Source organism: Vibrio tapetis subsp. tapetis (assembly GCF_900233005.1).
GTDB classification, from domain to species: Bacteria; Pseudomonadota; Gammaproteobacteria; order Enterobacterales; family Vibrionaceae; genus Vibrio; species Vibrio tapetis.
On record NZ_LT960611.1, the window covers coordinates 626,832 to 639,531 of the forward strand.

A 12,700-nucleotide genomic window follows, 5' to 3' on the forward strand; every position below is an offset into this window, starting at 1 on the left:
ATAGCCCCGTTTAACGGGGCTTTTTTCTATCGGAGGCACAATGCTCTACCGTCTTGCCAGAACTGGCATTTTTAAACTCGACGCTGAGAAAGCACATGACTTAGCTATCGAGAATTTCAAACGTTTCACCGGCACACCTATCGATCTCTTCTATCGTCAACAATTACCTCAGCGCCCAGTCGAGTGCATGGGGATCACATTCAAAAATCCAGTCGGCCTTGCTGCCGGTCTTGATAAAAACGGCGAATGCATCGATGCATTTGGCGCGATGGGTTTTGGCTTTGTTGAAGTTGGAACAGTGACTCCTCGTCCGCAAGATGGCAACGACAAACCACGTTTGTTTCGTCTGATTGAGGCGGAAGGCATCATCAACCGTATGGGCTTTAATAATCTTGGCGTCGACAACTTAGTTGAGAACGTGAAGAAAAGTAATTACGACGGTGTACTTGGCATCAACATTGGTAAGAATAAAGACACCCCGATTGAAAAGGGTACTGAAGATTACTTGATCTGTATGGAAAAAGTATATCAGTACGCCGGTTACATTGCGGTTAACATTTCTTCGCCAAATACTCCTGGATTGCGTAGCCTTCAATATGGCGAAGCACTAGACGAGTTACTTGCAGAATTAAAAGCCAAACAAGCTGAACTAGAAAAGTTACACGGTAAGTATGTACCGTTAGCTTTGAAAATTGCTCCAGATCTAAGTGACGATGAAATCAGCCAGATTTGTGAATCACTAATCCGTCATGGCATTGATGGTGTTATCGCAACGAATACAACATTAGATCGTAGTGTTGTAGAAGGGATGAAACACGCCAATGAAATGGGTGGTCTAAGTGGACGTCCTGTTCAGTCTCGTAGTACTGAAGTCGTTCGTAAGCTTCACCAAGAGCTTGGAGATAAACTTCCAATTATTGGTGTTGGCGGGATTGACTCATATGTTTCTGCAAAGGAAAAAATGATGGCAGGTGCTAAGCTTGTTCAAGTTTATTCTGGGTTCATTTACAAAGGTCCTGGTCTAGTTAGAGATATCGTTAAAAATCTCTAATACCTTCGCTTCAAACGACTGCATTCTAAGTCATTTCATAAAATAGAAAAGGGGAGTTTTCCCCTTTTTTTTTGCCGATCGCTTTGTAGAATAAGTTGATATACGCAATTAACGTCATCCATTAGATAACGCTAACATGCTGAACATCATCACTATTCGAGATTCATCATCATGGAAGAGATCGCCAAAATGCTAAAGCCAACTAATCATTGGAAATGGTGCTTTGATAAGAAAGAGAACGCTCTATTCTTATCTGGTCTTGCTGATGGTATGGCTTATCAGTCCAATATCCCAACCAAGTTGCTGGTGGATTGTGCCTTATGCACGAACGAATTTACCGTTGATGATGCCGCAAATTTTAATTCATTTAAAGAATCAACCAATGGCTTACCTCTTAGCCAAGTCCGTCAAGATGAACTTATCCTAGCATGCGTGGCGATTCGTCGTTTCCACAAGCCTGTACAGCCTAAGAGCTGGTTCTTTGACTTTCAAGGGGGAGGCTATGCGCCAGAAGAAGGCGAACTGGTTTATTTGAAGAACAGTTTAAATCAAGGGCTATTCGTCGTAGTTGAATCCGGCGAGAACGCAAGTGTTTGTATTTCTGTTGATTTAGAGGGGTTCTTCTTGAACGGCTCTAAATTACTTCCTTTCTGCCACCCGATAAAAGTAATGCATGATCGCCTTGCTCGGGCTGAATTGGTGGACTCTTTCGCGCCTGTGGCGCTGGTAGGTTAACGCTACCGACCCTTTATAGATCGTTCCTTAAGCCGATAATTCTCATTATCGGCTTTTTTTTGCGCCAAAATACTGAGCTTTTAGCCTATCGAAATGGCCAGTAGGTCAAACGGCCAGACCAAAACTTGCTGCTAAGTTCTAATCGTGTGTACTTAGTCCTCAATCACCCCGTTCAATAATGAGACATTGCCCTCAATTTACCTCTATATCGTATTTTTTTTATACGTTTATTTCGTCACATTGGAGGGAAATTGAGCCATATATTCCTCGTTTACTCTCAAAATAAGGGCGTAAATGAAGCCAAAAACCCATCTGGTATAGTCCAATTTTGGTGTGAATAAGTATGCACTTACTTGTTATCCCTTTAAATACGTACAGAGAATCAGTTGCTGAGTACTTACTTTTTTTGTTGTTGGTTTTGTCAGAGTTGATGCGTTTTTGATGGTTATTTGGGCAGCTAAGAAGAGGTTTTGATAAAAGTAGAAAGAACGGTTCTGTAATCAAGGAATTGTCAGGTATAATCGAGGCCATTTTTGTTATTAAAAGACCAGTATGAATCAGTATTTAGCAATCACATCGAATGGGATGGAAAACCTCCTAGCAGACGAACTTAAGCAACTTGGCATTGATAACCCAAAGCCTGTACAAGCGGGGGTTAAATTCAAGGCGACAAATGAACAGATTTATCGTTGCTGCTTATGGAGCCGCTTGGCTTCAAGATTTGTGCGTGTGCTTGCGGAATTCACTTGCCAAGATGATATGGATTTGTACCTGTCAGCAACGGCAGTTAACTGGCCTTCATATTTCGACTGTAAAAAGCGCTTTGTTGTGGACTTTAATGGTACAAACCAAGAAATTCGTAACAGCCAATACGGCGCTCTAAAAGTAAAAGATGCCGTTGTCGATTGCTTTACTAAAAAGAACTTTGAACGACCATCGATCGATAAAGAGCAACCGGATCTACGCATTCATGTTCGATTGCACCGTGACAAAGCGATCTTGGGTATCGACATGGTTGGTGCTGGTTTGCACCACCGCGGTTATCGTACTGAAGCGGGGCGTGCGCCACTGCGTGAAACGCTCGCTGCTGCGATTATTTCTCGTACAGGTTGGGACAGTTCAAAAGCACTTCTTGACCCAATGTGTGGTTCGGGCACTTTATTGATAGAAGCGGCGATGATGGCGGCGAATATTGCCCCTGGTATTAATCGTCAGAGCTGGTGTTTTGAGTCTTTGAAGGACTTTGAACCAGAGCTTTGGACTGAAGTACAAGCAGAAGCAAACGTCCAAGGCCGTCGTGGCGTAAATAAAACAACGTGTCGTTTCTATGGTTTCGATAACGATGCTCGTGTATTGAAGTTAGCGAAAGACAATGCTCGTCGTGCCGGTGTGGCTTCTTTAATTGATTTTGAAATGGGTGATGCAGCGCAAATACGCAAACCTGAAGGGTTTGATCAAGGCCATATTGTCTGTAACCCGCCATATGGTGAGCGTTTAGGTACTGAGCCTGGCCTTATCGCGTTATATACAGCGTTTGGTGCGCAACTTAAAGCTGAATTTGGTGGCTGTCAGGCTTCTATCTTCTCTTCATCGGACGACTTATTGAGTTGTTTACGCATGCGTGCTGACAAGCAGTTCAAATTGAATAACGGCGCGTTACCGTGTCACCAAAAGAACTACGGTATCAGTGCGAACAGTGCAGCCAAAAAACAAGAAAATGGTGAGCAGCAGCTCATTGCACCAGACTTCTCTAACCGTCTAAAGAAAAACCTATCGAAAATCGGTAAGTGGGCAAGAAGAGAAAAGCTAGAGTGCTACCGTGTGTACGATGCTGACTTGCCAGAGTACAACGTTGCCATCGACATTTATCAAGATCATGTCGTTATTCAAGAATACGCAGCACCAAAAGACGTGCCTGAAGAAAAGGCAAAAAGTCGCTTAACAGATGTTATCCGCGCAACTATTCAAGTGACTGGAGTCAACACCAATCACGTTGTTTTGAAAGTTCGTGAGAAAAAGAAAGGCAGTTCTCAATATCAAAAGTTGAGCCAAAACTCAGAATTTATGCAAGTAGAAGAATACGGTGTTCAACTGTTGGTTAACCTGCATGATTACTTAGATACGGGTTTATTCCTTGATCATAAGTTAACTCGTCGTAAAGTCGCGCAAATGGCGCAAGATAAAGACTTTTTGAATCTGTTTGCTTATACAGGTTCTGCTACAGTACATGCAGCTTGTGCCGGTGCTAAATCGACGACAACGGTTGATATGTCTAAAACCTACTTAGAATGGGCGAAAGAGAACTTAAACATTAATGGTCAATCGGGCAAACAACACCAGTTTATCCATGCTGACTGTCTGCAGTGGTTACAGCAAGCGGGTGGTCAATATGACTTAATCTTTATCGACCCGCCGACATTCTCAAACTCTAAGCGTATGGAACAATCTTTTGATATCCAGCGTGACCATATTCAGTTAATGAAAGACCTGAAACGTTTGTTGCGCCCAGAAGGGGTGATCATCTTCTCAAACAACAAACGTCACTTTAAGATGGATTTGGATCAAGTCGCTGAATTAGAGCTGCAGGCCGAAAACATCTCATCTAAGACGTTACCACTCGATTTTGCAAGGAATAAGCATATCCACAACTGTTGGATTTTGAAGCACAAAGCATAAGTTAAAGGATTACGGATTGATTACGCTTTACAGCACGCAAGGGTGCCATCTATGTGAGATGGCATTTGAATTGACTTGCCAGCTCGGAATCGACGGTCTTGTGAAGACCGTCGATATTGCTTTTGATGACGCATTGTTTTCTCGTTACGGCGTCACTATACCTGTGCTTCAATACGGCAGCGATGAGCTAGGTTGGCCCTTCACTTTACAAGAACTTCAAATTTGGTTAGGAAAACATGGCATTAATTACCATACATAATGGTCAACTCGCATTTGGTGACCACCCGTTATTAGATAAATCTGATTTTGCACTTCAAGAAAATGAGCGTGTTTGTCTTGTTGGCCGAAATGGCGCAGGTAAATCAACGCTGATGAAAGTCATTTCGGGCGAAATCATCATGGATGACGGCAAAATGCAGGTCACTCAAGATGTTGTTGTTTCTCGTCTAGAGCAAGATCCACCAAGAAACGAAGCAGGCACCGTATTTGATTATGTTTCCGGAGGACTTGCTGAAGTCGGCGAGCAGTTGCGGATCTACCACGATCTTCTTGATCTTATGGTTACAGACCCAAGCGATAAGAACATTAATCATTTAGCAAGAGTTCAAGAGCAACTCGAGCACGCCGGTGCATGGCGTTTTGAAGACCGCATTAAAAACGTAATGGCGTCTCTTAAATTAGATGGGAGCACACTGTTAACAGACCTTTCCGGTGGTTGGCAGCGTAAAGCGGCCTTAGCTCGCGCGTTGGTTTGTGATCCTGATGTCTTGTTACTGGATGAACCGACTAACCACTTAGATGTAACGACCATTGAATGGCTAGAGAACTTTTTGAAAGATTTCCGCGGTTCAATTATCTTCATTTCCCATGACCGTGCCTTTATTCAATCCATGGCGACTCGAATTGTCGACCTTGATCGTGGCCAATTGAGCAGCTTTCCTGGAAATTACGAAAATTACCTACTTGAAAAAGAAGAGATGCTTCGTGTTGAAGAAATGCAAAATGCCGAATTCGATAAGAAACTGGTGCAAGAAGAAGTGTGGATTCGTCAGGGCATCAAAGCCCGTCGTACTCGTAATGAAGGCCGTGTTAGAGCACTTAAAGCTCTGCGTAATGAACGTAGCGAGCGCCGAGAAGTGCAGGGTAAAGCGAACATTCAAATCGATACCTCTGCGCGTTCAGGTAAAATCGTATTTGAAGCTGAAAATATTTGCTTCCAGTTTGAAGGCAATAAAATTGTTGATGACTTTAGCTTTAACATCATGCGTGGCGATCGAATTGCACTGATTGGCCCAAATGGTTGTGGTAAGAGTACGTTACTTCAATTGCTATTAGGTAACCTTCAGCCAGATTCAGGCCGTTTACATTGCGGTACCAAACTTGAGGTCGCGTATTTTGACCAGTACCGTGAAAAGCTCGATCCTGAGAAAACCGTAATTGACAATTTAGCTGATGGTAAACAAGAAGTGACCGTTGGCGGCCGTGAGCGCCATGCTCTTAGCTATTTGCAAGATTTCTTGTTTGCACCTAAGCGAGCAAGAACGCCAGTTAAAGCGCTTTCTGGTGGTGAAAAGAACCGTCTATTACTGGCTAAAATCTTCCTTAAATCAAACAATCTATTGATTCTTGATGAGCCAACCAATGATCTAGACATAGAAACTTTGGAACTTTTAGAGGATTTGCTTGCCAACTATCAGGGTACTTTGCTTTTAGTGAGTCACGATCGTCAGTTTGTTGATAACACCGTGATGAGCAGCTGGATTTTTGAAGGTAATGGTAAAATCGAAGAGTTTGTTGGTGGCTATCACGATGCCCAGCAGCAACGCTCTCAAGTATTGCAAACACGAGCGCCTGAAAAACCAGCAAAAAGTAAAAAACAAGTTGAGGAAACTCCCAAAACTTCTCAGCCAGTTGTTAAGGCAAAGAAGTTATCGTATAAGCTACAACGAGAATTGGAATTGTTGCCTCAACGCCTAGAAGATCTAGAGCAAGAGATTGAAGATTTGCAGGGTCAAGTGAACGATCCTAGCTTCTTTAATAAATCTATCGACGAGACTCAAGCTGTATTGGATAAGTTATCCGCTACAGAACAGGAATTAGAAATTGCATTCGTACGCTGGGAAGAGCTGGATGCAATGTAATAGGACAAGATGTAATAATGAGTAGTAAAGCATTTAAACTGTCTACTTTAGCTGCCATGGTGATGGCAGCAACAAGCGCAAATGCTGCCCTCTATACGATAGAGACAGTTTCTGATGCTGATAACGAAAATTTCTCGACAGCGGTTCAAGAGCTAACGAGTGGCGTTGACTGCTTTAATGGAACGGACTGTTCGACTCAAACCTATAAAGTTGCATCTCGCGGCCGTTTGGGCGAGGCAGGACAGTTTATTAATCATGAGGTCGATCTACAGTTTGATAACCGCCTAAACATGGTTTTAGAAAGTGATATTCGCTATCAGTACCTAAAGTACTGTGAGTGGAACTACAAATACGAAACCTGTACCAACTGGGCTGATCGCTACACTTGGGGCAACGGTGGTTCTGGCGGTGCAAACAAGGTTATTAATTCTTGGGGCCAAACGTTCAATGCAGATAATAACAATACTAAAGGTTATGTCGATGGCATTCGTTTGGATATTCCTACCACGGTCGGTACGGCAAAAACGTCTACCATAACGGGTACTCAAGAGGTTGTGGTCAACTCTATTGCTGATAATGGTGATTTAATTGCGAATATCAGTAGTGGATATGTAGCGACTAACTCTGGCAATAGTGGTCGAAATTATAAAAGCCGAGCTATTGTATCTAAAAGTGGCGCGGTAACAGAGCTCCCTTCATTTTTGACTTCTGGTATTGGCGTTCTTCTAGCACCAACACGTGCGTTTGATGAATTCGAATATGGCGGTAAGAGCTATGCTGTTGGTTCGGCTGCAAGTGATGTATTTAACTCGCGTAGTTGTTCTAATACAACGAATCCGGAGGAGAGCTCATCTTGCCAAAATACCATTTATAATAGTAAAGCGTCGGTGTGGGACTTGAATACACCTGCACCGATTCAGGTAGCAAATTGGAATGGTTTTAGCGGTACAAGTCCGGGCAATTCTAATTCCATCAACTCTAGTATTCGTGGAGCCTCGATTGCTGCAGGCGGAACCTACGATGCTTTACCTGTATTAGCCGGTTACAACGCAACAAATGGCGATAGCCGGTCTATGTTGCAAGCTGCGGTTTTTTTGCCTAACACGACTGGTTTTACGGTTGCCGCCGATCAATGGACATCAAAAACAGTTGCTGGTACCGAGCTAAAAAGCGGCAGTGATTGGCTTTACAGTAATTCAACCGCTACAGACATCAACAATAAGCTAGTTGTTATTGGCACAAGCAAGCGTGGTAGCTTCGACTATATTCGTGGTAGCAGTAGTACAGGTAATACCGATATCCCAGTACAAAATGGTTCGTTGAACAACCGTTTGTGGGTCGCTGATGCGTCAACTGGAAGCCCGACTGCTGACTACCTAAGTGGTGGCATCTTCTTTGATGGCTCTGGCGGTGAAATGGGAGCGATAAACAACTTTAATGAAGTTGTTGGACGCGTTCACGCTGAAACGTCTCGTGAAGTTCAAGGTAAAGTGCGTCGTGAACGTGGTTTCATTCTTCCTTATAAAGCTACTGGCATAGCGAATAACCGTAGTGCCATCTTTAATAATCAGGCTTGGTGGCTCGATGACTTAACTAATGATGGTAGCCAAAGTGGTACTGCCAATAAGTATCGAATTTTAGACGCTAACGATATTAACGATGCCGGCATTATTGCAGCTACTGCGGTTTACTGTTCTATTGGTTACAAAACAACATCTCATAACTCTGAGTGTGGCGTAGCAGAAAAGAAAGTAGCGATAAAACTGACTCCTATAGATGGGGCAACATCTGCTAATATTCAGGTAAGATCTACAGACTCTAATCCCGTGACCAGACAAGGTGCTGGGCTAGGTTGGTTGTTCTTAGGCGTGCTAACACTATTTGGTTTCCGCCGTAAATAATAAAATTGTAATAATAGGCATGGTTTCACAAAAATGAAACCATGCCTTTTTTGTGTCTTGTGTATCTGCTCATTCTGTACAATTCTTAATCATGGAGTAACAAAAACTCCATACGATGTTAATAGTAGTAAATTACGAATTTTAGATTTTGTGAGGACTGTACTATGAAGAGACAGAAACGTGACCGCCAAGAACGAGCTCAATCTCAAGGTTACAAAGCAGGAGTGAATGGGAGATCTCAAGAGGAGTGCCCATATCAACAAATGGAAGCGAGATCGAATTGGTTAGGTGGTTGGCGGGACGCCAGAGATGACAAACAAGCTGGTCTCTATAAGTAAATTACAACCTTCAGAATAGGAAAAGGCCCCTTAATATGGGGCCTTTTGCGTTATGTGAGCATTAATATGTATGAGCACATAACGCACTATAACTAAATGGATAGTAACAAAAAAGACAGCCTATTCAGCTGCCTTTATTGATTTAGAAGTTAGATGTGTCTTGGAATAAACCAACTTTTAAATCTTTTGCTACGTAAATCTCTTTGCCATCAACTAAAACTCGGCCATCAGCAAGGCCCATAACAAGGCGACGATTGACAACACGCTTCATATGAATCTCGTAAGTCACTTTTTTCGCAGTCGGTAGGATTTGACCAGTGAATTTCACTTCGCCCACACCTAGAGCGCGACCTTTACCTTCTCCGCCAACCCAACCAAGGTAGAAGCCAACTAGCTGCCACATTGCATCAAGGCCAAGACAACCCGGCATTACAGGGTCACCAGGGAAGTGGCAATCGAAGAACCAAAGATCAGGAGTAATATCCAGTTCAGCTAAGATCAGTCCTTTACCGAAATCGCCTTCAGTTTCAGACATTTTCGTAATTCGATCCATCATTAGCATGTTTGGTGCTGGTAGTTGCGGGCCTGTAGGGCCAAACAATTCGCCTTGGCTAGAAGCTAGTAGGTCTTCACGAGTATATGAATCACGTTTATTTTGCATTATTTTATTACTCCAAAAATACTTATTGGGCATGTTAGTGAACAGCTGTACGCTAAACAAGTCGGATCAGTTATGGTCAAACCACTGTTTAAGTCTCGTAATCAAACCATTAGCCGGGATGTGCCGTTCAAAATCATCAATCCGTTGTGCTATTTTATTTAAAATTGTGTCTTCATCATCACCACGAAGTGCCTTTCCCGTAAGCAACGGAACCGCTTCATCAACAGATTCCACCGACCAGATATGAAATTTCTCAGCTTTAATCGCGTTGATGACATCATCGTGTAATGCTAAATGTTTCAAGTTTGTTTTAGGGAGAATCACACCTTGGCCCCCCGTTAAACCTTTGTGCTGGCAGACGTGGAAGAAACCTTCGATCTTTTCGTTAAGCCCCCCGACAGCTTGAACTCGTCCAAACTGATCAACTGCACCTGTAATAGCAATCTGTTGATTGATCGGTTGTTCAGAAAGGGCGCTGACTAGTGAACACAACTCGGCAAGTGACGCACTGTCGCCATCCACTTCACAATATGATTGCTCAAATACAATTGATGCCGAGTAAGGTAAAGGCTCATCTAAATTAAGCGCACTGCTTACAAATGCTTGCATTATCATCATGCCTTTAGCATGAAGATTGCCACCAAGTTCAGCTTTGCGTTCAACGTCGTTAATGTCGCCGTCACCAAAGTGGATAACACAGGAAATACGTGCAGGTTCGCCGTATGAGATAGGATGGCCAGGTATTTCTACGACAGTCAGTCCGTTAACTTGCCCAACTTGCTCACCCTCAGTTTCAATGATGACTTGGCCACCGAGTATGTCGTCGACGGCTCGAAGGGTAAGATAAGACTCTCGATAATACTTATGTTCAATTGCGGCTTTAATATGAGCACTAGTTACCGCGTCACCATTAGACTCTAATGCCGATTCAGACAGTAGGGCATTATGCCAAACGGGACTTAATGGCGCGAAATCTTGGTCTTCACACTGACGGGCGCCAGCGGCAAGTAAAGCGGGCACTGAGTCACAAGTAATATCGGGCAGTTGGAATCGGGTAAGCAAGCCTTTAACATAACCGAGGTAAGTCGCTAGTGACTCTTCACTGAGCCTGACTTCCAACTCTACTTCACTGAACATACAGAATCCGGTTTGTATGTCTGTGTCGAAGTAATCAAGGTCACCCATTTGGTTTCGATCGCCAATCACGACGAGCTTCGTATCAAATGTTGATGAGGGTATGGTAATTGATAGGTTTTTACTGTCGGCGTTGATCGGAGAAACCGCTTCACCAAGTAGTGCCGCTTTTAGTTTGGTCCACATTATCGGATTAGCTAAAATGAGATTAGCAGAAACCATTAGGTAGCCGCCGTTAGCCTGCTCAAGATAACCTTTGATATGCTGGGTAATATCACCATCTTTCGCTTGGTACAAACCGAATAGGGCATCTGAATCAAGAGACTCAACACGAACCACCGGTTTGCCTGCTGCTATATCATTAGAGTCTTGAAGCTGCTTAAATCCATCGACAACCAACTGACGATAAATTGCGTTGTCTGGTGCGTTAACTAATAAAACTCGAGTTAAACTGTTGAGTTTGTCGAATCGAGAGATGGCTGATGCAAGGCGCGGCTGAACATCCAAAAACGTTAAGGGTGCTAGCTCGTGATACTGAGAAATCACTTGCGCAAATGAATCGTACTGAGGTGTTACTGATTGCCAATTTTCGTGCATCTTAGGCGCTATGTCTCATGTTAAAAGAGCCAAAGTATATAGAAAATTGGTGATACGTTATAGTGTTATCTTACAATTGAGCGAAGCAATGAGTAATCCTGAAGAATTTGATTTTGACGTCAGTTTGGGTTACGCTGTCACACGTAATTTTTAATGGAATGAGTTCATGAAATATCAGCAGCTAGAAAACCTGGAATGTGGTTGGAAATGGCAGTATCTCGTCAAGAAGTGGAAAGACGGAGAGGCTGTTACACAATATATCGATACTAGTGAAGATGCCGCTGCTATAGAACAACTCAAGCTACTTGAGCATGAACCGACTAAAGTGCTGGACTGGATCAGTCAGCACATGTCACCTGAACTTGATAACAAAATGAAGCAAGCGATTAGGGCAAAGCGCAAACGACATTTTAATGCTGAGCAGGTTCACACCAAAAAGAAATCGATTGATCTTGATTACCGCGTTTGGGAAAAACTCTCGAACAGAGCTGGTGAGTTAGGCTGTACGTTGTCTGATGCAATAGAATATCTATTGGGTGAAGCATCTCGTAGTGAAAAGGCCAGCCAAAAAGTCGACAGCCTAAAAGAAAATTTGAGTAAGTTGCTATCAGACTGAGGAGTTAGTCTATGTTATGGGTTTTGGTTGTTGCCGCGATTGTGATTTTTTGGCTTGTAGGTGTAGATAGACCACGCTTAAAAATGGAATTCAAAGAAGGGCAGCTAATAAAAGTAAAAGGGCACTTGCCTGCAACTTTTAAGCATAATTGTTTAGACATAGCACATCGTCAACCATTCTCCGGCGTTATCAAAGTTTATAGTACTCGAAGCGGTGCGAAGTTAACCTTCTCGAAAACAATCCCAAATAAGATACAGCAACGCGTTAGAAACGTTTTTCCCCATCAAGGCTTTAAAAATGACAGTAGCAAAAAAAGTGCGTGATTTAGCGACCAAACCATCAAGTTGCAATGTAATTACAGCATAAAAAAATGAATACTTTTGTGTTACTCGAATTAACATAATCTTTAGTGCCTAGCTTCAAATAGACCCCATTATACTGACCCTCTCTAAGTAACCGTCGCGCTCATAGTGGCGGTTTTTTTATGCCCGAATAAAAGGAATAGTATATGTTCGCTCATAACCTAGGATTAGTAGCCATTACATGTAGTTTGATTAGCTCGCAAACACTGGCGGATGACTCCCAAATTAATCCAGTCGCAAGAAATATCAAAGCTAAGATCGAGCGAAAGGTTAGTGAGTACGACGCACCTTTAACTGGATACTGTGACTTCACCATTGAGATGAAACACGAAGGTAAATTTGCATACATCAAACGGATCCGCACCAGTGGAGACGCACAGCTATGCAAAGTAGGTAAAAAATCACTTAAAAAAGGCATGAGATTTCATTATCAAGAACCTGAGAAATTCATCCGCGTTCAGATAGTAGAAAATTAGTATGCGTTGCAC

The 12,700-nt window shown here is 42.9% G+C and carries 12 protein-coding genes; 10 read left to right on the forward strand and 2 right to left on the reverse strand.

What is annotated here, in order from left to right; translation table 11 throughout:
* Positions 1–40 precede the first annotated feature (40 nt).
* The 7 genes from pyrD to rmf all read left to right on the forward strand — a co-directional run bounded on the left by pyrD (position 41) and on the right by rmf (position 8,842).
* Entirely contained in the window at positions 41–1,051 is a 1,011-nt protein-coding gene (gene pyrD, locus VTAP4600_RS02880; protein WP_102521413.1) for a quinone-dependent dihydroorotate dehydrogenase, read from the forward strand.
* Positions 1,052–1,240: 189 nt separating this feature from the next.
* Positions 1,241–1,786, forward strand: coding sequence for a cell division protein ZapC (locus VTAP4600_RS02885; RefSeq protein ID WP_102523879.1), 546 nt, complete (start codon positions 1,241–1,243; stop codon positions 1,784–1,786).
* A gap of 552 nt (positions 1,787–2,338) precedes the next feature.
* A complete protein-coding gene (gene rlmKL / locus VTAP4600_RS02890) occupies positions 2,339–4,462 on the forward strand; it encodes a bifunctional 23S rRNA (guanine(2069)-N(7))-methyltransferase RlmK/23S rRNA (guanine(2445)-N(2))-methyltransferase RlmL (RefSeq protein WP_102521414.1) in 2,124 nt (707 codons plus the stop codon).
* 16 nt (positions 4,463–4,478) lie between these two features.
* Positions 4,479–4,721 (forward strand): glutaredoxin family protein, encoded by a 243-nt coding sequence (locus tag VTAP4600_RS02895; protein WP_102521415.1) that lies wholly within the window; start codon positions 4,479–4,481, stop codon positions 4,719–4,721.
* Positions 4,699–6,603, forward strand: a complete 1,905-nt coding sequence (locus VTAP4600_RS02900) for an ABC transporter ATP-binding protein (protein WP_102521416.1) — start codon at positions 4,699–4,701, stop codon at positions 6,601–6,603. The genes VTAP4600_RS02895 and VTAP4600_RS02900 overlap by 23 nt, the downstream gene beginning before the upstream one ends.
* A 17-nt stretch (positions 6,604–6,620) precedes the next feature.
* Positions 6,621–8,504: a DUF3466 family protein gene (locus VTAP4600_RS02905; protein WP_102521417.1), complete on the forward strand. Its 1,884-nt coding sequence runs from the start codon at positions 6,621–6,623 to the stop codon at positions 8,502–8,504.
* 164 nt (positions 8,505–8,668) lie between these two features.
* Complete coding sequence (rmf, locus tag VTAP4600_RS02910; RefSeq protein WP_102521418.1) at positions 8,669–8,842, forward strand: ribosome modulation factor; 174 nt, start codon at positions 8,669–8,671, stop codon at positions 8,840–8,842.
* A 142-nt stretch (positions 8,843–8,984) separates the two neighbouring features.
* Here rmf and fabA read toward each other — a convergent pair whose 3' ends face one another.
* Together fabA and VTAP4600_RS02920 are read right to left on the reverse strand one after the other, a co-directional pair.
* On the reverse strand, positions 8,985–9,503 hold the full coding sequence (fabA, locus tag VTAP4600_RS02915) for a bifunctional 3-hydroxydecanoyl-ACP dehydratase/trans-2-decenoyl-ACP isomerase (RefSeq protein ID WP_102521419.1): 519 nt from the start codon (positions 9,501–9,503) through the stop codon (positions 8,985–8,987).
* Positions 9,504–9,569: 66 nt separating this feature from the next.
* Positions 9,570–11,234: an AAA family ATPase gene (locus VTAP4600_RS02920; protein ID WP_102521420.1), complete on the reverse strand. Its 1,665-nt coding sequence runs from the start codon at positions 11,232–11,234 to the stop codon at positions 9,570–9,572.
* A 166-nt stretch (positions 11,235–11,400) separates the two neighbouring features.
* Between VTAP4600_RS02920 and matP the strand changes: the two genes are divergently transcribed.
* The 3 genes from matP to VTAP4600_RS02935 all read left to right on the forward strand — a co-directional run bounded on the left by matP (position 11,401) and on the right by VTAP4600_RS02935 (position 12,688).
* Positions 11,401–11,850 carry a macrodomain Ter protein MatP gene (matP, locus tag VTAP4600_RS02925; RefSeq protein ID WP_102521421.1) on the forward strand — a complete coding sequence of 150 codons (450 nt, stop codon included), beginning with the start codon at positions 11,401–11,403 and terminating at the stop codon, positions 11,848–11,850.
* 11 nt (positions 11,851–11,861) lie between these two features.
* Positions 11,862–12,173, forward strand: coding sequence for a DUF3634 family protein (locus tag VTAP4600_RS02930; RefSeq protein ID WP_102521422.1), 312 nt, complete (start codon positions 11,862–11,864; stop codon positions 12,171–12,173).
* Positions 12,174–12,358: 185 nt separating this feature from the next.
* Positions 12,359–12,688, forward strand: coding sequence for a hypothetical protein (locus VTAP4600_RS02935; RefSeq protein WP_102521423.1), 330 nt, complete (start codon positions 12,359–12,361; stop codon positions 12,686–12,688).
* The last annotated feature ends 12 nt before the right edge of the window (positions 12,689–12,700 follow it).

Coding starts and splice junctions, on each gene's coding strand:
- VTAP4600_RS02885 (WP_102523879.1), top strand. CDS start 1,241: ATGCTAAAGCCAACTAATCATTGGAAATGGTGCTTTGATAAGAAAGAG.
- rmf (WP_102521418.1), top strand. CDS start 8,669: ATGAAGAGACAGAAACGTGACCGCCAAGAACGAGCTCAATCTCAAGGT.
- rlmKL (WP_102521414.1), top strand. CDS start 2,339: ATGAATCAGTATTTAGCAATCACATCGAATGGGATGGAAAACCTCCTA.
- pyrD (WP_102521413.1), top strand. CDS start 41: ATGCTCTACCGTCTTGCCAGAACTGGCATTTTTAAACTCGACGCTGAG.
- VTAP4600_RS02930 (WP_102521422.1), top strand. CDS start 11,862: ATGTTATGGGTTTTGGTTGTTGCCGCGATTGTGATTTTTTGGCTTGTA.
- VTAP4600_RS02900 (WP_102521416.1), top strand. CDS start 4,699: ATGGCATTAATTACCATACATAATGGTCAACTCGCATTTGGTGACCAC.
- fabA (WP_102521419.1), bottom strand. CDS start 9,503: ATGCAAAATAAACGTGATTCATATACTCGTGAAGACCTACTAGCTTCT.
- matP (WP_102521421.1), top strand. CDS start 11,401: ATGAAATATCAGCAGCTAGAAAACCTGGAATGTGGTTGGAAATGGCAG.
- VTAP4600_RS02905 (WP_102521417.1), top strand. CDS start 6,621: ATGAGTAGTAAAGCATTTAAACTGTCTACTTTAGCTGCCATGGTGATG.
- VTAP4600_RS02920 (WP_102521420.1), bottom strand. CDS start 11,234: ATGCACGAAAATTGGCAATCAGTAACACCTCAGTACGATTCATTTGCG.
- VTAP4600_RS02935 (WP_102521423.1), top strand. CDS start 12,359: ATGTTCGCTCATAACCTAGGATTAGTAGCCATTACATGTAGTTTGATT.